General features: G+C 66.9%; 13 protein-coding genes. 7 read left to right on the top strand and 6 right to left on the bottom strand.

The window, feature by feature from the left end:
• Nucleotides 1-17: 17 nt before the first annotated feature.
• Nucleotides 18-1,451 (bottom strand): putative O-glycosylation ligase, exosortase A system-associated, encoded by a 1,434-nt coding sequence (locus F622_RS0110820; RefSeq protein WP_019571941.1) that lies wholly within the window; start codon nucleotides 1,449-1,451, stop codon nucleotides 18-20.
• A gap of 205 nt (nucleotides 1,452-1,656) precedes the next feature.
• Between F622_RS0110820 and F622_RS0110815 the strand changes: the two genes are divergently transcribed.
• Genes F622_RS0110815 through F622_RS0110800 form a run of 4 tightly spaced genes read left to right on the top strand, consistent with a single transcriptional unit; the run spans nucleotide 1,657 to nucleotide 6,155 of the window.
• Entirely contained in the window at nucleotides 1,657-3,270 is a 1,614-nt protein-coding gene (locus F622_RS0110815) for an acyl-CoA ligase (AMP-forming), exosortase A system-associated (protein WP_019571940.1), read from the top strand.
• A complete protein-coding gene (locus F622_RS0110810) occupies nucleotides 3,267-4,502 on the top strand; it encodes a pyridoxal-dependent decarboxylase, exosortase A system-associated (protein ID WP_019571939.1) in 1,236 nt (411 codons plus the stop codon). Before F622_RS0110815 ends, F622_RS0110810 begins: the two co-directional genes overlap by 4 nt.
• Entirely contained in the window at nucleotides 4,499-5,467 is a 969-nt protein-coding gene (locus F622_RS0110805; RefSeq protein ID WP_019571938.1) for a GNAT family N-acetyltransferase, read from the top strand. The genes F622_RS0110810 and F622_RS0110805 overlap by 4 nt, the downstream gene beginning before the upstream one ends.
• A gap of 37 nt (nucleotides 5,468-5,504) precedes the next feature.
• Nucleotides 5,505-6,155 (top strand): GNAT family N-acetyltransferase, encoded by a 651-nt coding sequence (locus F622_RS0110800; protein WP_026313106.1) that lies wholly within the window; start codon nucleotides 5,505-5,507, stop codon nucleotides 6,153-6,155.
• On the opposite strand, the gene F622_RS0110795 is transcribed toward F622_RS0110800, so the two are convergent.
• From F622_RS0110795 to wecB, 5 genes are all read right to left on the bottom strand, one after another.
• A complete protein-coding gene (locus F622_RS0110795) occupies nucleotides 6,118-7,275 on the bottom strand; it encodes a GNAT family N-acetyltransferase (protein WP_019571937.1) in 1,158 nt (385 codons plus the stop codon). The two genes, F622_RS0110800 and F622_RS0110795, sit on opposite strands and share 38 nt — an antisense overlap.
• A gap of 2 nt (nucleotides 7,276-7,277) precedes the next feature.
• Entirely contained in the window at nucleotides 7,278-8,273 is a 996-nt protein-coding gene (locus F622_RS0110790; protein WP_019571936.1) for a polysaccharide deacetylase family protein, read from the bottom strand.
• Between the two features lie 351 nt (nucleotides 8,274-8,624).
• Complete coding sequence (locus tag F622_RS0110780; protein WP_231365751.1) at nucleotides 8,625-9,374, bottom strand: FkbM family methyltransferase; 750 nt, start codon at nucleotides 9,372-9,374, stop codon at nucleotides 8,625-8,627.
• Between the two features lie 103 nt (nucleotides 9,375-9,477).
• Nucleotides 9,478-10,443 carry a polysaccharide deacetylase family protein gene (locus tag F622_RS0110770; protein ID WP_026331570.1) on the bottom strand — a complete coding sequence of 322 codons (966 nt, stop codon included), beginning with the start codon at nucleotides 10,441-10,443 and terminating at the stop codon, nucleotides 9,478-9,480.
• Between the two features lie 5 nt (nucleotides 10,444-10,448).
• Nucleotides 10,449-11,603 carry a non-hydrolyzing UDP-N-acetylglucosamine 2-epimerase gene (gene wecB, locus F622_RS0110765; protein ID WP_019571932.1) on the bottom strand — a complete coding sequence of 385 codons (1,155 nt, stop codon included), beginning with the start codon at nucleotides 11,601-11,603 and terminating at the stop codon, nucleotides 10,449-10,451.
• A 560-nt stretch (nucleotides 11,604-12,163) separates the two neighbouring features.
• Between wecB and F622_RS0110760 the strand changes: the two genes are divergently transcribed.
• The 3 genes from F622_RS0110760 to F622_RS0110750 all read left to right on the top strand — a co-directional run bounded on the left by F622_RS0110760 (nucleotide 12,164) and on the right by F622_RS0110750 (nucleotide 18,343).
• Nucleotides 12,164-13,294 (top strand): hypothetical protein, encoded by a 1,131-nt coding sequence (locus F622_RS0110760; protein WP_026331569.1) that lies wholly within the window; start codon nucleotides 12,164-12,166, stop codon nucleotides 13,292-13,294.
• A 90-nt stretch (nucleotides 13,295-13,384) separates the two neighbouring features.
• On the top strand, nucleotides 13,385-14,674 hold the full coding sequence (tviB, locus tag F622_RS0110755) for a Vi polysaccharide biosynthesis UDP-N-acetylglucosamine C-6 dehydrogenase TviB (protein ID WP_019571930.1): 1,290 nt from the start codon (nucleotides 13,385-13,387) through the stop codon (nucleotides 14,672-14,674).
• Nucleotides 14,675-15,019: 345 nt separating this feature from the next.
• The gene (locus tag F622_RS0110750) at nucleotides 15,020-18,343 is read left to right on the top strand and encodes a VanZ family protein (RefSeq protein ID WP_019571929.1); all 3,324 of its coding nucleotides are present in this window, start codon (nucleotides 15,020-15,022) and stop codon (nucleotides 18,341-18,343) included.
• Nucleotides 18,344-18,472 lie beyond the last annotated feature (129 nt).

Genomic DNA, 18,472 nt, shown 5'->3' with positions numbered 1-18,472 from the left:
CTGCATCCGCAATCGAGTCAGCCCCTGGACGATGACGGCCCCATCAGGGTGCCGGACATCACCGTGTCCTTGTCTGCGCGGACTGGTTCGGGGTCGGGATCGGGGCCGGGGGCGAGGCCTGGCTCTGTGGGCGGATCGGATGCCGGGGCCGTGGCCGCTTGTGGGGCCTGTTCCAGTTCCCTGCGCATGATGACGGTCAGGGCGATAAAGGCATACAGCAGGTTGAAGTAGGCGACATCCAGGAAGATGCCGGATATCAGATAGCCCACGAGCCCAATCTGCAGGGCCCAGGCGTACTCCGACAGCCAAATCTCTCCGGTCCGTTGGCGCGCCGTGCGCCGGACTCGGTTGAGTGTGTGAAAGGTAAAGGCGATCAGCAGCAGGAATACGGCCAGGCCGCCGAACCCGTGTTGCCCCAGGATGCCGAAATAAACGCTGTGCGGGGATAGCACGTGGCGCCAGCCGCCCTCGAAATTGGCATACCCAATCCACCAGTCGTAGCCCAGCGCGGCGTTGCGGAAGCCCATGCCAGTGAGCGGTCGTTCCAGCGCCATGTTCCAGGCTATGCCCCAGGACTGGATGCGTTGCATGGCGGAGGTGTCTTCCTCGTAGGTCTCGATCGTCTGCCAGCGCTCGACCAGTGGCTCCGGTGCAGTGACACCGACCACCGCTATCAGGAAAAAGCCGACGCCGACCATTAGCCATTTCCTCTGCATGTGCCAGAAGAGCAGGGGCACGATCGCGAGCAGGCCGACAAAAGCCCCGCGCGAGTGAGTGGCGAGGATCGCGATGGCGGTGAGCCAGAAGACGCCATAGAGGAACCAGCTGATGGGGCGCGAGAATCGACGGAGCAGGTCGAATCCGAGGTCGACCCACTGGTGATGGAACATGCGCGCGCTTGCCAGGATGAGTGGCAGCACCATGAGCATGGCCAGGCCGATGTAGGTATTGCCGGAAAGGTAGGAGCCAACGGGCCCAAGGACCATGTGAGCCCCGCCCGTCTGGATGGCGAAGATGCCGCCCTTGAATCCGTAGAAGGCGAGCGAGGCGGTGATCACCAGCAGCAGCCAGACAATGCGGCGCTCGCCGTAGATCAGCAGGGGGGTGATGAAGGTGATCAGCAGGATCTTCATGAAGTGGATCCAGAAGTCCCATGCGCCACTGGAATTCACCGCGAAGTGGCTGGTCATCGCGAAATACGCCGCCAGCGCGAACAGCATCACCGTCTCGCGCGTGAACGGAAACGGTTTGCGGTCCTTTGCCAGGAACAGTGCGATCAGGGTCGCCCCGCCGAAGTAGGTCGCCAGGGGCGCCCCGCGCATGAAGGTCCAGGTGTGCCACTGGGGCGCAAAGAGCCCGACCCAGAACCAGGCCAGGATTCCGATCCACGCGTAGCGCACGATCAGGGGCACGAGCACGACGACGATCAGGGCGAGCAGGTAATCACGCATGCAGTTCGAACCTCGCGCCGCTGTGGCCGGGACGGACGGAAAAGGGATGGCTCATGGCGCGTCTTTTCGGATGTTACACGCGGCGAGAGGCATTTAAGGCCGGGCCGACGAACGGACTACTAACGCTGCGGCCGGGTCGCGGCCAGCGGTGCAAAGTGCGTGGGGTATGATCGATCCGTCAGCCTCCGAGACCCCTTGGCGCCGAATGTCCTTTCTCCTGCACGATTCCGTATTGATGCAAGCCGAGCGCTCGGCGGCCGTGCCGGCCCTGCGCCATCGGGATGCCGTCGAGGACTACGCGAAGCTGGCGGCCAGTATCGAGCGCTCGGCGGCGCGCCTTATGGGGTGCGGCCTGGAGCGTCAGGAACGGGTGGCGGTCTACCTCGACAAGCGGCCGGAGACGGTTCACGCCCTGTTCGGTGCGGCTCGCGCCGGCGGTGTCTTCGTTCCGGTCAACCCGCTACTCAAGGCGGAACAGGTGGCGCACATCCTGCGCGATTGCAACGTACGCATCCTGGTGACCTCCGCGGACCGCCTGGCGGCACTGCGTGCGGCACTCGCCGGGTGCCCCGACCTGCACACGGTGCTAGTGGTGGGGCAGGAGCCGAGCCAGGACTCGGGTCAGGACTCGGGCGATGCCGGGGGCGGGCATGTGCGAGTGGACGCCTGGGATGCCGAGCCGGATCGAGATGGTTTGAGCGGGCACCGGGTGATCGATACCGACATGGCCGCGATCCTCTACACCTCCGGGAGTACTGGACGCCCCAAGGGGGTCGTGCTCTCTCACCGCAATATGGTCGCGGGCGCGCAGAGCGTGTCGACCTACCTGGACAACCGGCCGGAGGATCGCATCCTAGCGGTGCTCCCCTTCAGTTTTGACTATGGCCTGAGTCAGCTGACCACCGCCTTCCGGATCGGGGCCGAGGCCGTGTTGCTGAATTACCTGCTGCCGCGCGACGTGATCCGGGCCGTGGAGCGCGACGGCATCACCGGCCTTGCGGCCGTCCCGCCTCTGTGGATCCAGCTCGCCCGCCTGGAATGGCCGGAAGCGGCACGCGCCTCCCTGCGCTATATCACCAACTCCGGCGGTGCGATGCCGAAGGAGACACTCGCGGCCCTGCGTGAACAACTTCCTCGCACCGATTGCTACCTGATGTACGGATTGACCGAGGCATTTCGTTCCACCTATCTCCCGCCGGCCGAGCTGGACAAGCGCCCCGGCTCCATGGGCCGGGCGATCCCCAATGCGGAGATCCAGGTGGTCCGCGAGGACGGCAGCCCCTGCGCCCCCGGTGAGCCGGGCGAGCTGGTTCACCGTGGTGCGCTGGTCGCCATGGGGTACTGGAATGATCCGGAACGCACGGCGGAACGTTTCCGCCCCGCGCCGGGCCAACCGTCCGGTGTGCCCCTGACCGAGATGGCGGTGTGGTCCGGCGATACGGTACGCATGGATGCGGATGGGTTCCTCTATTTCGTTGGCCGCCGTGACGAGATGATCAAGACTTCCGGGTACCGCGTGAGCCCCAACGAGGTGGAAGAAGCGGTCTATGCCACAGGGCTGGTGGCGGAGGCCGCCGCGCTGGGGGTGGAACACCCGGGCCTGGGGCAAGCGATCGTGCTGGTGGCCCTGCCGCAGGCCCCGGGGCTGCGGGCGGATGACCTGATCGACGCGCTACGCCCCCATTTGCCGGGCTTCATGCTGCCGGCGCATGTCGGTTTGTGCACCGAGCCACTGCCGCGCAACGCCAACGGAAAGATCGACCGCAAGGCGCTTGCCAGCGAGTTTGGCGACCTGTTCCGGGAAGGGGTGCCGGCGTGAACGATACCCGCCCCGACCACAGTCCGATGGACCAGTTCAGCGTGGTGGACGACTGCCTCCAGCTTGGAGGGCAGTCGCTCGTGGATCTGGCCGCGCGTATCGGACAGACCCCCTTTTATGCCTATGACCGGGACGCAATGACCCGCCGGGTCGCGCAGCTGCGCCGCAGCCTGCCGGAGGGCCTCTCGCTGCATTACGCGATCAAGGCCAATCCGATGCCGGCGGTCGTGCAGCACATGGCCGGGCAGGTGGACGGGCTCGACGTGGCCTCGCAGCGCGAGATGCAGGTGGCGCTCGATACCGGCACCGGCCCGGATGACATCAGCTTCGCCGGACCGGGCAAGTCGGTGCCGGAGCTGGAGGCCGCTGTCGCGGCCGGGATCACCATCAACCTGGAATCTCCCACCGAACTCGAGCGGGTCGGCGCGATTGCCGCGCGCACCGGCTATCAGCCCCGTGTCGCGGTCCGGGTGAATCCCGATTTCGAGCTGAAGAGCTCCGGCATGCGCATGAGTGGCGGCCCCAAGGCCTTCGGGATCGATGCCGAACGGGTCCCCGACCTGCTGGCCCGCATTGGCGAACTCGGGCTGCATTTTCGCGGTTTCCATATCTTCTCCGGCTCGCAGAACCTGCGACCAGAGACCTTGGTCGAGGCGCAGGGGCAGACGTTCGAGCTTGCCCTGCGTCTGGCCGAGTCCGCCCCGGGGCCGGTCGAGATGCTGAACATCGGCGGCGGCTTCGGTATCCCCTATTTCCCGGGCGATCAACCGCTGGATCTCGGGCCGGTCGCGGAGCACCTGGAAGGCCGTCTGCCTGCGGTGCGGGATGCGCTCCCGGATGCAGAGATCATTCTCGAACTGGGGCGTTACCTGGTGGGCGAAGCGGGCATTTACGTGGCCGAGGTTCTGGATCGCAAGGAGTCGCGCGGTCAGGTGTTCCTGGTCACCAATGGCGGCTTGCATCACCACCTGGCCGCTTCCGGCAACTTTGGCCAGGTGATCCGCAAGAACTATCCGGTGGTGGTGGGCAATCGCGTGCGCGGTACCGAGCGCGAGGTCGTGAACGTGGTGGGCCCTTTGTGCACGCCGCTGGACGTGCTGGCCCAGCAGATGGAACTGGCGCGCGCCGACGTGGGCGATCTGATCGTGGTGTTCCAGTCGGGCGCCTACGGCTACACCGCGAGCCCCACGCGCTTCCTCAGCCATCCGGAACCCGTGGAGATCCTGGTGTGAACGGCGCTATTGCCGCGCCCCCGGAAAGCCCGGCCCTGCCGCTGGCGCGCCAGACGGTGTATCTGCCTTTCCGCTTCGGGTATCGCACCCTGGCGGAGCCGGTGCGCACGATGCAGGTGCTGCAGCTTCCGTTTACCCGGATTCGTGGCGAGCATGCCGAAGAGATCCTGACGGCCGCACCGGACGAGGACTGCCTGATCCGCTCCATGCCGGTGGAGGCGCCCCTGCCCCGCGTCTCGCGGTTTCGGGGGCGATTGCGCTTCGTGCCACGCCAATACCAGCGCCATTTCATCGATTTGACCACCGGGTGGGACGCCTATCAGGGACGGTTCACCGCGAAGACGAGAGCGAGCATGCGCCGCAAGGTGCGCAAGCTGGCGGAGGCCTCCGGCGGCGCGGTCGACTGGCGCCAATACGACACGCCGGAGGGGATCCAGGAGTTTCATCAACTCGCCCGCGAGGTGTCCGCCCGGACCTATCAGGAGCGCTTGCTGGATGCCGGTCTTCCCGGGGGCAAGGCGTTCGTCGAGCAACTGGTGGAACGTGCTCGCGAGGGGCGGGTGCGCGGGTACCTGCTGTTTCTGCAGGGGCAGCCCATTGCCTATCTGTACTGTCCGATCGACGACGGGATTCTGCGTTACGCATTCCTCGGCTACTTGCAGGAGCATGCCGACCTGTCCCCCGGCACGGTCCTGCAGTGGCTGGTGCTGGAGGCGCTGTTCCACGAGGAGCGCTTTGCCCTGTTCGACTTCAGCCCGGGGGAAGGCGCGCACAAGTCCCTGTTCGGGAAGGACTCCCGCTATTGCGCCGACGTGTACCTGTTGCGCCCGTCCTGGCGTAACCGCGCCCTGGTGTACTCGTATCTGGCGGTCACGGACCTTTCGCGTCTGGCCAGTGATGTCCTGAGCCGCTTGCAGCTCAAGGGCCGGGCCAAGCGTCGTGCCCGGGCGGCCGCGGCAGGCTGAGGGGCGATCGCTCGTGCGCCGGCTGCGCCTGTCACCGATGACGTTCGAGGCATCCGCCCTGTGGCTGCTCAAGCGACTGACCGGTCTCCAGGTCCACTGGCTCTACGAACTGCGCGCGGACGCCACGGACGGCGGGAGTCCGCACGAGGGGCCGCCGGAAGTGTGCTACCACCAGTTTTGTGATGTGGCGGGGTTCGACGGTCTGCCCGAGGATCAGGCCCGGTCGATCGCGGGACACACCGGCCGCTCACCCCGGCGCCTGTTGCGCGAGGGCGGGCGCATCCATGCAATGGAGACGGGCGGACGGATCGTGTCGCAGCTGAATGTGCAGTTCGGCGCATTCGATGTCTCCACGCCGATTCCGTTGCGGTTCTCCCTGCCGGCCGAGGCGTTCTTTGTCTCCTTCCTGTACACGCCCGAATCCGAGCGCGGGCGGGGGCACGCCCAGGCACTGGTTCGGCATGCCTGCGAGATGCTGTTTCGGGAAGGCTACGGTCGTGCGTACTGTCATGTCCGCTCCACCAATATTGCCTCTCGTCGGGCATTCCGGCGCGCAGGCTGGCGGCCGGCGGGGATCATTGTCGCGACCACGTCCGGACGCCTTGTCGCCACCCCCGGTACCCGCCGGCGGGGCTTCGGCGTCACGCGCCTCAAACCCGCCGCAGAACCCTTCGGATCCGGTCCTTGAATTTCAGGCGTGCGGCGAGGGCAGAGAGGGTGTCAGAGAGTCTGTTGAAGCTGCCCAGCGAGGTGTAGAAGAGGGTCCCCCGCACGTTTCGGGGGAACAGGTAGAACTTGCCTTCGCGGCGCGACTGGTTCGAGAGTTTGCGCTTTGCCGCGTTGTCTCCGTGCAGCATGTCGACGCGCTGGATGGTCGGTGACAGCGAACAGAGGTCCTGGAGGGTCCGCGCTTGCAGCACAATGCCCGGATGCCATTCGGACCAGTCCGGGTCGTAGCCGATGTGGTGGCTGAAATAGGTGCCCTGAAAGACAAAGCCGACTCTCCAGGCGACCAGCTTCTGGTCCACAAACAAGCCGTAACATCGCGCGTAGCCGCGTTCGGCGGCGGCCTGCAGCATGCGCTCAATCCAGTGCCCCCGCTTTACCCCCAGTCCGAGCAGGCGGCTTTGGTAGGTGCGGGCCGATACGGGCTCGACGGTATCAAGAAACGCCGTGATCTCTTCCGGTCGGGACAAGACATCCAGGCGTGCGCTTTGGCCGAAGTGTTCGTTGAATCGACGTTCACTGCGGCGGATGTCCTGGCGGGCCTTGCGTGGCAACGAGCCGAGATAGGCATCGAAGGTGCCTGGCAGGTCCGCCAGACGCCGCGTGTCCGTCTCGCCGCTTTGCAGTACGTGGTAGTGACGGCGGAGCTCGGCCGATTGCAGCGCCTGCCAGAGCGGTTCGCCTTCGACCACGCCGATCAGGAACACCACGCCGCGCCGGTCCAGGTGGCCTTTCAGCTCGCCGAGGACGGCCGTCAGGTCATCCTGCGACCAGTCGGGCAGGTTGCCGGTGAGCACATGGCGGCGGATCTCGATGCGCCGCAGGGCCATGCCGCCGAGGACGAAGCTGAGGGCCCCGTCGTGGACATAGATGGGTAACTGGCGGGAGTCCCGCTCGGCCAGCAGCACGCTGCCGTGGCCGGGGTGCCGTATGGCGAGCAGCCACTCCGGGTCATGCTCCATCATCGTGCCCGGCGCCGGGGGCGTGAAGGTCTCGCCCGGCGAGGCCTGGCGCAGGCCCCAGTTCGCTGGGCGGGCACGATCGTTCTGGTGGGTCGCCGTGGCGCTGGGGGAGCGGGCCATGCTCACACCCCGACCGAGGCGTGGTTGAGGCGGTTGACGAGGATGCGTCCCAGGGCCCGATAGGCGGGGACATCAAGCGTGTCGTCATGGGGTGCTGCCGGCTCGTTTCCGAGTGTGCTCATGCAGGCCGCCTCCAGATCGGGCTGTTCCGCGACGAATTTGCACAGTCGTTTCAGGCGGTGACGATTGATGCGATCAAGGGTCGGCGACCGGGCGGCGTCGCCCCGGTGCTTCACGAACTCGAATGGGTGGGTGAGGACCACGACATCCGATACGCCCTGTTCGCGGGCCTTTTTCAGGACGGTCCGGGTCTCCGGCCAGGAGCATCCCGTGATCGTGAGGGTCTTGTAGTGGCGTTCGCCCCGCAGGCAAAAGTCCGTGTAGGTGGTGACCGGGAACTCGCGTATGCCGTCGATATCGTGATGTCCGGCGAATAAGTGCAGCTCGGGCTCGCGCGGGCGGTAGATCGCCAGGCCGATGTTCGAGGCGATCCCCATGCCGCAGCGGCGCATCGCCGCGTAGACGCCAAGCCCGACCTTGAGCCCGCCGGTACGCAGGACCGTGGGCGCGGGCAGGCCCCAGCGGGTGAAGGTGTCCTGGCCCATCCGGATCAGCCGAACCTGCTCGTCCTCGCTGCGGCGGGTGATGTCATCGTTCGGCGGATTCGTCTGCAGCTGTTGAGACCAGTTCGGCTGTTCGAAGTACGTCCAGCAGGGGTGCAGGTGGAGTTGCACGTCATGCCCCCGCGCGGCGATCTCGCGCGCGATGCCCCCCATGAGCTCGTCTCCGAAATAGCAGGTGTTCAGGGTCTCGACAAAGAAGGTGCCGCGAATGCCGTACTGCTCCAGGGTCTCCAGAAGATAGCCCAGACCTTCCGAGCGACCATGGCGCTCGCAGTAGACGGACGGCGGGCCGATCGGCCGCCGGCCCTGCGGGTCGGCAAAGGCCCCGCCGATGCTGAACTCGGTGTCGACCGTGATGTGGACACGGGTGGTCATGCGGCGCGGCGGTCCAGGGGTTCGGCGAGGTTGCGGGCCAGGCGCAGGCCGAAGCGCGGATGATGGAGCGGATCGGTGCTGATACTTTCGTCGGCCTTTTTCGTCAATACTCGGTTGGATCGATCGGGCCCCCGATGTGCCGGTTCCAGCTGAAGCGCATCGGTTTCGGACCGGCATCTGCGTGGAGCTTCAATGTGGCGGCCGAAGTAGGTCGGGTGGACCGAGGTCCCCTTCGGGGATTTCCAGGGTCCGCCAACGTTCCTGTAGCTCTGTCTTGTCACCTTTAGCCCTCCCTTCCGTGTTTCCCACTTCCAGGGCTGTGCGAACGAGTTCTGTTTCGTCCGGCTGGCATCATGAATTCGGCCCTGGTTGCAGGATTCCGGTCAGGTCGCGCCATCCCATGCTGGTCGCGTACCCGGTATCGACCAGGCGTTGCACGGCCTCCCGGGCGGCGGATCCGTTCAGGTTGTAGTGCTCCATCTGGATCAGTCGGGGGCGAAATGCCTGCAGGTCGATGCTCTTCAGGATTTCCAGGTCGAACCCTTCAGTGTCGATGACGAGAAGACTGGCGTCGTGGAGGTCATGAGCCTCAATCAAGCGCTGCAAGGTGCACACTTCGACGGTGATGGGGGCAATGGCCGAGCGATAGCCGTTGCGACGTTTGACACGCTCGAGTTGCTGGCGGTCGAAGGCACTGTACAGGTCGAGGGGTACGCCCTTTTCCTGTCGCTCGGCGAAGACGTACAGGGTCTTCTCTCCTGCTTCGGGGCCCACGGCGCAGTTGGCGAGGGCGATGCCGTCCGTATCGTCGTACAGCGCCTTGAGACGTTCGAATGGGCCCGGATTCGGTTCCACCATGAGCCCGCTCAGATGATGCGCGATGATGTGCTTGCGCAGATTGTCGTCCCGTACGCCATCGTTGCTTCCGATCTGGATGAAGCGGGCGGTTGAGCCTTGCGACTGTCGTTCCTTGATGGCGCATTCGATGAGGTCGGGTGCATGGCGCGCCGCGAGGTGGAAGGCCTCGAAGCGTTGCATGCTTTCGTATGTCACCAGGTCGAGGCCCAAGCGGTTGAGCACGGAACGTACAGTGTTTTTCACGTGGCCTCTCACGTTCCGGCTCCCATGAAGTGCAAATCCATACGGCGCCCCTCCGTTTCCGTCTCGCGAGTTCTGTGCTCCAAGGTGACGAATATCATTGGGGTCATGCGGCGCGGCGTTCCCGGGGCTCGGCGAGGTTGCGGGCCAGGCGCAGGCCGAAGCGCAGGGGCGTGCGGTCCCAGGGGGTAAAGCGCGGGAGCTGGAACGGATCGGAAGCCGCGCGCGCGGCGCCGGCGGCGGTGGAGACGGCGGCATCGAAGCCGCACTCGCGCGCGATCTGCACGTGCTCGGCGGCGTAGTCGCGGTCCGGGCGGCCGTTCGGGTAGGCGAACAGGCGCAGCGGGCGGTCCAGCAGCGTTTCCAGATCGGCCTTGCCGCGCTGGATCTCGGCGCGCGCGGTGGTGGCGTCCACCTCGGTGAGGATCGGGTGGGTGGCCGTATGCCCGCCGATCCCCATGCCCGCTGCCACCAGTTCGCGGACCTGCGCGCGGGTCATCATCAGGTCGTCTGGCAGCTCCAGCCCGAAGCGCCGGGCAAGCGCCTCGGTGCCGGCTGTGCGCTGCTCCGCGGGCTGGTACTTGAACCGGCCGATCAGTTCGCGGATCAACTCCCGCCGGTCGGCGACCGTGTCCAGCTGCCGCTGTCCCAGCCCCTCCGGCGTCAGATCGATGGGTCCTGCTGGCAGGCGGCGTACGGTCTCGATCAGGGTATCGTTGAACATGCGCCCGCCGTCGAGATACCCGGTAGCGATGAAGAACGTGGCCGGCACGCCCGCCTCGCGCAGGATCGGCAGGGCGACCTCGGCGTTGTCGGCGTAGCCGTCGTCGAAGGTCACGCTGACCGCGCGGGCGGGCAGGGTGCCGGCCTGCAGGCGGTCCACGGCTTCGTCCAGTGGCAAGGGGTTCATGGAGCGGGCCAGCAGGCGCATCTGCCAGCGAAACTCATCGGCGTGCGGATCGCCGGGCAACAGCGGGTCGGGTGCGGGCAGGACGCGGTGGTAGATCAGGATGGACAGCCGCGCGCGGGAGCCGCCGGGCGACATCAGGGACAGCAGCGAGCGCAGCAGCATGCGGGTCAGCCCGTGGCGCGCGCGCGCGGCTCGTGCCCCAGCCATTGGGCGATGACGGAGGCAATGCGCTCGCCGGCGCGGCCATCCCAGTATTGCGGGGCGCGGCCCTGTTTGCCGCCATGGTCCATGACGTCGCGGAAGGCGGCCTGCAGACGCTTCGGGTCGTGTCCGACCAGGACATTGGTGCCCTCGTCGATGGTGATGGGCCGTTCGGTATTCTCCCGCAGGGTGATGCAGGGTACGCCCAGGGCCGTGGTTTCTTCCTGCATGCCGCCGGAGTCGGTGAGCACGACTCGTGCGTCCTTCATCAGGCCCAGCATTTCCAGATAGCCGGCCGGCGGCAGGACCGCGATGGGCGCCTCCCTCAGGTGGTGGTCCAGCCCGGAGGCCTGCAGCCGGTCGCGGGTGCGGGGGTGCAGCGGGAAGACCAGGGGCAGTTCGCGAGCGATGGTCGCGAGAGTGGCGATGAGGCGTTCCAGGATCGCCGGGTCGTCGACATTGGAGGGACGGTGCAGGGTCAGCACGCCGTAGGCGCCCTCCGGGGCGAAGCGCGCCGGGTCGATACCCGCGGATTGCAGGGATGCGTCCCAGGGCATGGCCCGCTCGAGGTTGTGGAGCTGGGTGTCGATCATCACGTTGCCGACGAAGTGGACGCGCTCGCGATCGATCCCCTCGCGTGCGAGGTTGTCGATGGCATGGCCTTCGGTGGTGAACAGGAGATCGGAGACCTGGTCGGTCAGAACCCGGTTGATCTCCTCCGGCATGCGTCGATCGTAGCTGCGCAGCCCGGCCTCGACGTGGATCACGCCGATCCCCTTCTTGGCCGCGACCAGGGCACAGGCGATGGTGGAGTTCACGTCGCCCACGACCAGCACGGCCCGCGGGTTCAGCGCGTCCAGCACCGGCTCGAAGCGGCTCATGACCTCGGCGGTCTGTACCGCGTGGGAGGAGGAGCCGACTTCCAGGTTGATGTCCGGGTACGGGATGTTCAGATCGGTGAAGAAGCGCTCGTTCATCGCCGGATCATAGTGCTGGCCGGTATGCACGAGCTGCGTGGTGATGCCCGCGCCGGCCAGCGCGCGCATCACCGGGCCGATCTTCATGAAATTCGGCCGTGCGCCAACGACGCACACGATGTCGCATTGCTGATGGCTTGTCATGGGCTGTCGAGATGTCCTGTGGGCGCATGGGCGGGGCCCGCTTGCGACGACGCCAACGGGCGCTGCTGGGCATCCGCGATGGGTCCGCGAGGCCCGGTCGGGATCCCTGTTGAATCACTTTATCGTGTCTGCAGAAACATGCTGGGCCTTCGTGAATGGCTCGTTAGATCCGGTGTGAGTGGTAGTGCGTGACAACAGGGTGGCCGGGGGCCATCGTTGAGTTCGGCAAGTGGGTTGGGTAAGCGTTTTCGGCAAGGGAGGCCTCGGTGATGGAACGTTTCGATCGCGGGCTGTGCCGTGCCCTTGGCGGGTTGCTGGCGGCGTGCGTCTTGCTGCAGGGGATACCGGCCGCCATTGCAGATCCAGGCACTTCTCCGGTCACAAGTGAGCCTGGAACAGACCTGCCGGATACGGCCTGGAACGTGGTACGGGCGGGTCCGGAAGATTACCGTGCGCGGGTGGCGTCGCTGGAGCCCGGCGACTGGCTGCAGCTGGCACCGGGCGACTACCCCCAGGCCCTGCGGCTGCATGGCGTGCGCGGAACGCCGGAGCAACCCATCGTGATCAGTGGCCCGGTCGACGGCGAGCCCGCCATCCTGCGCGGGCGGCGTGGGGCGAACACGATCAGTCTGGTGGACGCCGAGCATGTCGTGATCCGGCACCTGACCCTGGATGGTGGTGGCGAACCCGTGGCCGGGGTGGTCGCCGAGGCGCGCGGTGATGGGGTCCATCACGTGATCCTGGAACACCTGACCATCCGTCATTACGACCATTCGCAGGGCAACGCCGGGATCACCACGCGGGCGCCCGCCCGGGACTGGGTGATCCGGCACAACGAGATCCACGATGTGGGGACCGGGATGTATCTGGGACAGCCGGACGGGACCAGCCCGTTTGTCGCTGGCGTGATCGAGCACAATCACGTTCACCGCACCCTGGGGTACAACATCCAGATCAAGCACCAGACGGACCGCGACGGGATCCCGGGGATGCCGGCGGAGCCGCGGGAGACCCGGATTCGCTACAACCTGCTGAGCAAGGCAGAGCGCGCCAGCGACGGGGGGCGGGCGCGGCCCAACCTGCTGGTGGGGCATTTCCCGCCCACCGGGTTGGGGTCGCAGGACCGCTATCGCATCGCGGGGAACCTGCTCTATCAGAATCCGCACGAGCGTCTGTTTCAGGGAGAGGGAAATATCGAGCTCCACGACAACCTGTTCGTGAACGATGCCGGCGACGCGGTACTGGTGCGGCCGCACAATCACCTGCCGCGCGAGACCCGGATCGCGAACAACACGGTCCTGGCGACCGGCTTCGGCATCCGCGTGGACGCACCGGACCGGGCATACGAACAAGAGGTGGCCGGCAACGCCGTGTTTGCCGGGGACCCGCTGCAGCTCTCGGGGGGTATCGTGGGCGGCGAGAACTTCACCGCGGCGCGCGCGGACGCGGCCCGGTATCTGGCGGCACCGGATGCCGGGCAGGATGCGCTGGATCTCTATCCCCGGGAGGGCGCTCTGCACGAGCGTTCTGCCGGCGTGAGTTCGGCCCCGGCCACGGGTGCGGATCGCGACTACAATGGCCGTTTGCGCGAGCAGGCAGTCTGGGGTGCCTATGCCGGGCCGCCGGGGCCCAACCCCGGACGAGCGGACGGTGTCGGGCCGCGTGTCCCGGGCTGTGCACCCTGCCGCTGACGGGTTGCGAGCGTCGGTATCGCATACGAAAACGGAGAGGTAACCGGCCGGGCGCCCTCCATTACGATTGGCAAAGAGAACGGACATCTTATGCATACGCTTCCCGCGCTGGATGAAGTCACCATCGGAGTAGTCGGTCTGGGGTACGTCGGCCTGCCACTGGCCGTGGAATTCGGCCATCAATGGCCCACCCGCGGGTTCGATATCGACCCGGAGCGGGTGCGGCAGCTGCAGGCTGGAGTGGACCGCACGCGCGAGGTGGAGCCGGAGAAGCTCGCCGCGACCCCGCAGCTGACGTACACCGCCGATCTCGAGACCATGCGCGAATGCAACGTGTTCGTGGTGACCGTCCCGACGCCGATCGACCTGCACAAGCGTCCCGATCTCGGCCCGCTTCTGGGAGCCAGTCGCAGTGTGGGGCAGGTCCTCAAGCCGGGCGACACGGTAATCTACGAATCCACCGTTTACCCGGGCGCGACCGAGGAGGATTGCGTGCCGATCCTCGAGGCGCAGTCCGGGCTGGTGCATAACCGGGACTTCTTCACCGGCTACAGCCCCGAGCGCATCAACCCGGGCGACAAGGAACACGGGGTCACCTCCATCATGAAGGTCACCTCGGGCTCCACCGCTGAGGTGGCCGACTTCGTGGACGGGCTGTATGCGCGGGTGATCACCGCCGGGACGCACAAGGCCGAGAGCATCCGCGTGGCCGAGGCCGCCAAGGTGATCGAGAACACGCAGCGCGACGTGAACATCGCCCTGATCAACGAGCTGGCCCTGCTGTTCGAGCGCCTGGGCCTGGATACCGAGGCGGTACTGAAGGCGGCCGGAACCAAGTGGAACTTCCTGCCCTTCCGGCCGGGCCTGGTGGGCGGACACTGCATTGGCGTGGATCCCTACTACCTGACGCACAAGGCACAGGCGGTGGGCCATCACCCGGAGATGATCCTGGCCGGGCGGCGCGTGAACGATGCCATGGGCGCGCACATCGCGGACAACACGGTGCGCGCCCTGGTGCGCAAGGGCATCAACCCGGTGGGGGCGCGGATCCTGGTGATGGGGCTAACCTTCAAGGAGAACTGCCCGGACCTGCGCAACACCCGGGTGATCGACATCCACGCCACCCTGGCTGGCTACAACGCCGAGGTGACGGTCTTCGACCCCTGGGTGGACCCGGCCGAGGCCGAGCACGAGTACGGCATCACGCCGGTGACCGAGACGCCGGCACCGGGGCAGTTCGATGCAATCATCGTGGCCGTGCCGCACCGCGAATTCCTGCAGATGGGGATCGAGGCCATCCGCGAACTGGCACGGCCCGAGTCGGTAATCTTCGACGTGAAATCGGTATTCCCCCGTACTGCCACGGATCTCCGCCTGTAAGGGGGCGCCGAGCCCATCAGCGTTCGCGTTGATGCCCCCCCCAGGTTCCTGATGGGGAAGCTTCGGGACCTGGCGCGGCGCGCACCGTTCCCCTGGGCCCCGGCGCGGCGCACGGATGGTGAACGCCACGCCCGCATAACGCCCGCGCTGTTCATGGGCGCGGCCGGAGCTACAGTGGCGGGACGCTTTCGTCCCGGGAGACGCTGAACCGTGTGTCCGTCCGCGTTGTTGCCCCATGGTTTCCGACGTGCCGCCTGATTGCAGGGGCGTCGCTGCGCCCCATGTGCATTCGGGCGTGACGCGCGCCTGCACCGATTCATGGATCGGCGCTTCCCTGACCCTTCGATGAGCCGGCCGCGCGCCGGTTCGGAACCGCTGTCGCTGCGTACCTGCGCGCTGTGGGCCTGGCTGTCGCTGGGCGCTGCGGTCTACCTGACGCTGCTGCCGTTCGAGTTCGGCTCGATGAGCCTGGAGCGTGCCTGGGAGATCTACCGTGGCATGAGCCTGACCGGCCCCGGGACCAGTGGCCGCCAGCAGTTCATGGCCAATGCCCTGATGTTCCTGCCGCTAGGGTTCTTCTGGACCGCATGGCTGACTCATGGTCGCCGCAACCGGCTGCTTGCGGCCGGCGCGTTCGTCTTCGTGGCCGCCCTGGGCCTGGCGGTTACGGCCGGCGTGGAGTTCTTGCAGGTGTGGTTGCCGTACCGGCATCCGGCGGCGGCCGATATCGCCGGAAACTTTTCCGGGGCAGTGGCCGGCTCGCTCGCCTGGCTGGCGTTGCGCGACCCGTTGGCGCGCTGGCGTCGGGTGCTGGAGGGTGCGGGTGCGCAGGCCCTGACCGCCGGGCTGGTGATCTATGCCGCCGCCTATGTGATGGTCGGCTTTGTCCCCTTTGACCTGGTGCTCGCCATGGACGAGCTGCGGGCTCGCCTGGCATCCGATGCCTGGGGCTGGTGGGTCGCTGCCGGGGCCTGCACCAGCGGGATTCGCTGTATCAGCTGGCTGACGCTGGAGGTGGTCGCCAGTATCCCGGTGGGGCTGCTCCTGGCATTGTGGCTGCACCGGCGCGGCGCCTCGCTGCTGGGGGCCGGGATCCCGCTGGCCCTGCTTCTTGCGGGGCTGCTGGAGCTGTTGAATCTCGCCACCCTGTCGGGCATCGCCGAGGGGCGGTCCGTGCTGTTGCGGGCCCTGGGGATGGGCATCGGCCTGGTCCTGTTCCGGAACCTGCCCGCGCATCCCCATGGCGTGATCCGGACGCTGCAGCAGTTCGCCACGCCGATACTCGTGATCGGTGCCGTGTTCTACGCGTTGTTGCTGGTCGCGCTCAACCACGGTTTCGGCCCGTTCCACGCCGATGTGGAAGCGGCCCGAACCCAGTGGGCCGACCTGAACCTGTGGCCGTTCTACTACCACTATCACGTGGACGAGATTCACGCCCTGCGCAGTACGGCGCTGCATCTGGCCATGTATGCACCGCTGGGGTTCCTGGTCTGGTTGTGGCAGCTGCGCCGTCCCCTGCAGCCGTCGGCGCTGAACCTGCTGGCCGTCGTGGCAGGGGTTGTCCTGGCGCTGCTGGTCGAGGCCGCCAAGCTCTTCGTGGACGGCGCGCGCCCGGACCCGGCCAGCCTGGTGCTTGCCGGCCTGGCCGCCTGGGCGATGGCCGCGCTGCTGCAATGGCTGGGTCGTGCCAGTGCCGTGGGGGGCGCACCCGCGGGACGGGCTGCGGCTGAACCACGCGGTCCCCACCCGGAGCCGGCCGGGCCGGGCCCGAATCCGCGCGGTTTTCAGCGCCTGCGCCAGGCGCTTGCCGGCCTGCTGGCGCTGGCGACTCTGTTGCTGGCGGTGACCTGGCCGGTCGTGCCCGTGGCACTGAGCGCCGGGTTGCTGGCCTATGCCGCATTGCTGGCGTGGCGGCCGCAGGGCTGGCTGTTCGTGATCCCCGTGCTGCTGGCCACCCTGGACCTGACGCTCTACCACGGGCGCCTTTTCGTCTCCGAGCTGGACCTGTTCCTGTTGATGACCCTGGCCATGGCCCTCTGGCTCGGGCCGCATGCGCTGCATGCGGGGGCATCGTTGTTGCCGCGCGGCATCCGTTGGGCGCTGGGTCTCCTGGTGGCCTCGACGCTGATCAGCCTGGCGGTTGCCCTGTTCCCGCCCGGCACCTGGAACCCTGGCGAGGCGGTGCATTTTGCCCACCAGTGGAATGCCCTGCGGGTGGCCAAGGGCCTGTTGTGGGCGGTTGTCCTGCTGGCGATGCTGAGGGTTGCGCCTGTCCCGGTGCCGGAGCAGGTGACGCGCTGGTTTCTCCCCGGGGTGGCGCTGGCCCTGCTGGCGCAACTGGCGTTCGTGGTGCGCGAGCGGGTTACCTATCCCGGGCTGCTGAACTTCGATAGTGGCTATCGGCTGTCAGGGCTGTTTTCGGAGATGCAGGCGGGAGGGCCCAGCATCGAGACCTTTCTGGTGCTGGCCTTTCCCCTGGCCCTGATCTGGTGCTGGCGCCAGCGCCTCGGCCTGATGCTCGCCGGCTCGGCCCTGCTGGCGGTCGGGACGGCATACGCCGTGGCGATGACCTATTCGCGCGGCGGTTATCTGGGGTTGGCGGTGGCTGTGGTCGTGCTCGCGGTCGGGGTGCTGCTGGCGGCGTTGCATGGGCGCATGCAGGCTCGGCAGGGGGCACTGGTCGGTGTGCTGTTGCCCGTGGTGGCGATTGCCCTGGTTGCGGGCACCACGTTGGGCGGGTTTGCCGAGCAGCGGATGAGCCACATCGAACGTGACTTCGGAGTCCGCATGGATCACTGGCAGGCCGCCCTCGAACTGCCGGGCGGCGGGCCGCTTTCACCTCTGTTTGGGCGGGGTGTCGGCAGTTTTCCGGAGCACTACCGGACCGGAAACCGGGACGGGCGCTTGCCCGGCAATCTGGCCTTCACCCGCGCGGAGGGTGAGCCGCGCCTGCAAATCGGCGGTGGCGATTCGTTGTTCGTGAATCAGCGGGTGAGCCTGCCCCGCGACGGTCTCTATACCTTGACCGTGGAGGCCGCCAGTGCCCAGCCCACGGGATTTCGAGTCTTCATCTGCGAGAAGCCCATCCGCCATTCCTTCGTTTGTCGCAGCGAAGGCATGCGTCTGGAAGACGGCGGACGTCAGACCTTCCAGTGGACCTTCGATCTGGATCCGATGGAGACACGCCCCTGGCCCATTCAGCGCGGCTTGGTGTTGTCGCTGGGGGTCGATGCGCGCCAGCGGTCTGTCACCGAATTTTACAGCGTGCAGGTTCAAGATTCGGCCGGTCGTGAATACGTCGCCAACGGCGACTTCGAGCATCTGGGCCGTTACTGGTACTTCACCACGGACCATCTGTGGCCGTGGCGGGTCGAGAATCAGTGGCTGGAGATCTATTTCGATCAGGGCTGGCTGGGTCTTCTGGCCTTTGTGTGGCTGACGCTGGTGGCCCTGGTTTTGCTGGTGCGGCGTTCGCTGGCGGGCGATGCGGTGGCGCTGGCGTCGACTGCCGCGTTGACAGGGGCGTTGTCGATCGGCGTGTTCAGTACGCTGTTTTACTCCCCGCGGATCGCCCTGTTGTTCTACCTGGTGCTGTTGCTGGGCGTGGCGGCGTCCGCAGCGCCGGCTGCAAAGGGCGTCAGGCAATCCGCGAAGCCCCGAGCGGGTTGAATTTGGGGCAGTCGCGCGGTGCGCAGTCGGGGGCGTTATGGGCCAGTCCGGTCCGCTCGGCTTGTGCCTAACGCTGCCTCGATCCCGCGCCCGGTCGGGCTGTTAAGCTCGCAGGACGAAACCGCGGTG

Source organism: Thioalkalivibrio sp. ALMg3 (assembly GCF_000381225.1).
Lineage (GTDB): Bacteria > Pseudomonadota > Gammaproteobacteria > Ectothiorhodospirales > Ectothiorhodospiraceae > Thioalkalivibrio > Thioalkalivibrio versutus.
The sequence above is the reverse complement of the archived record's forward strand: the minus strand, read 5'-3'. Positions and strand labels throughout refer to the sequence as shown.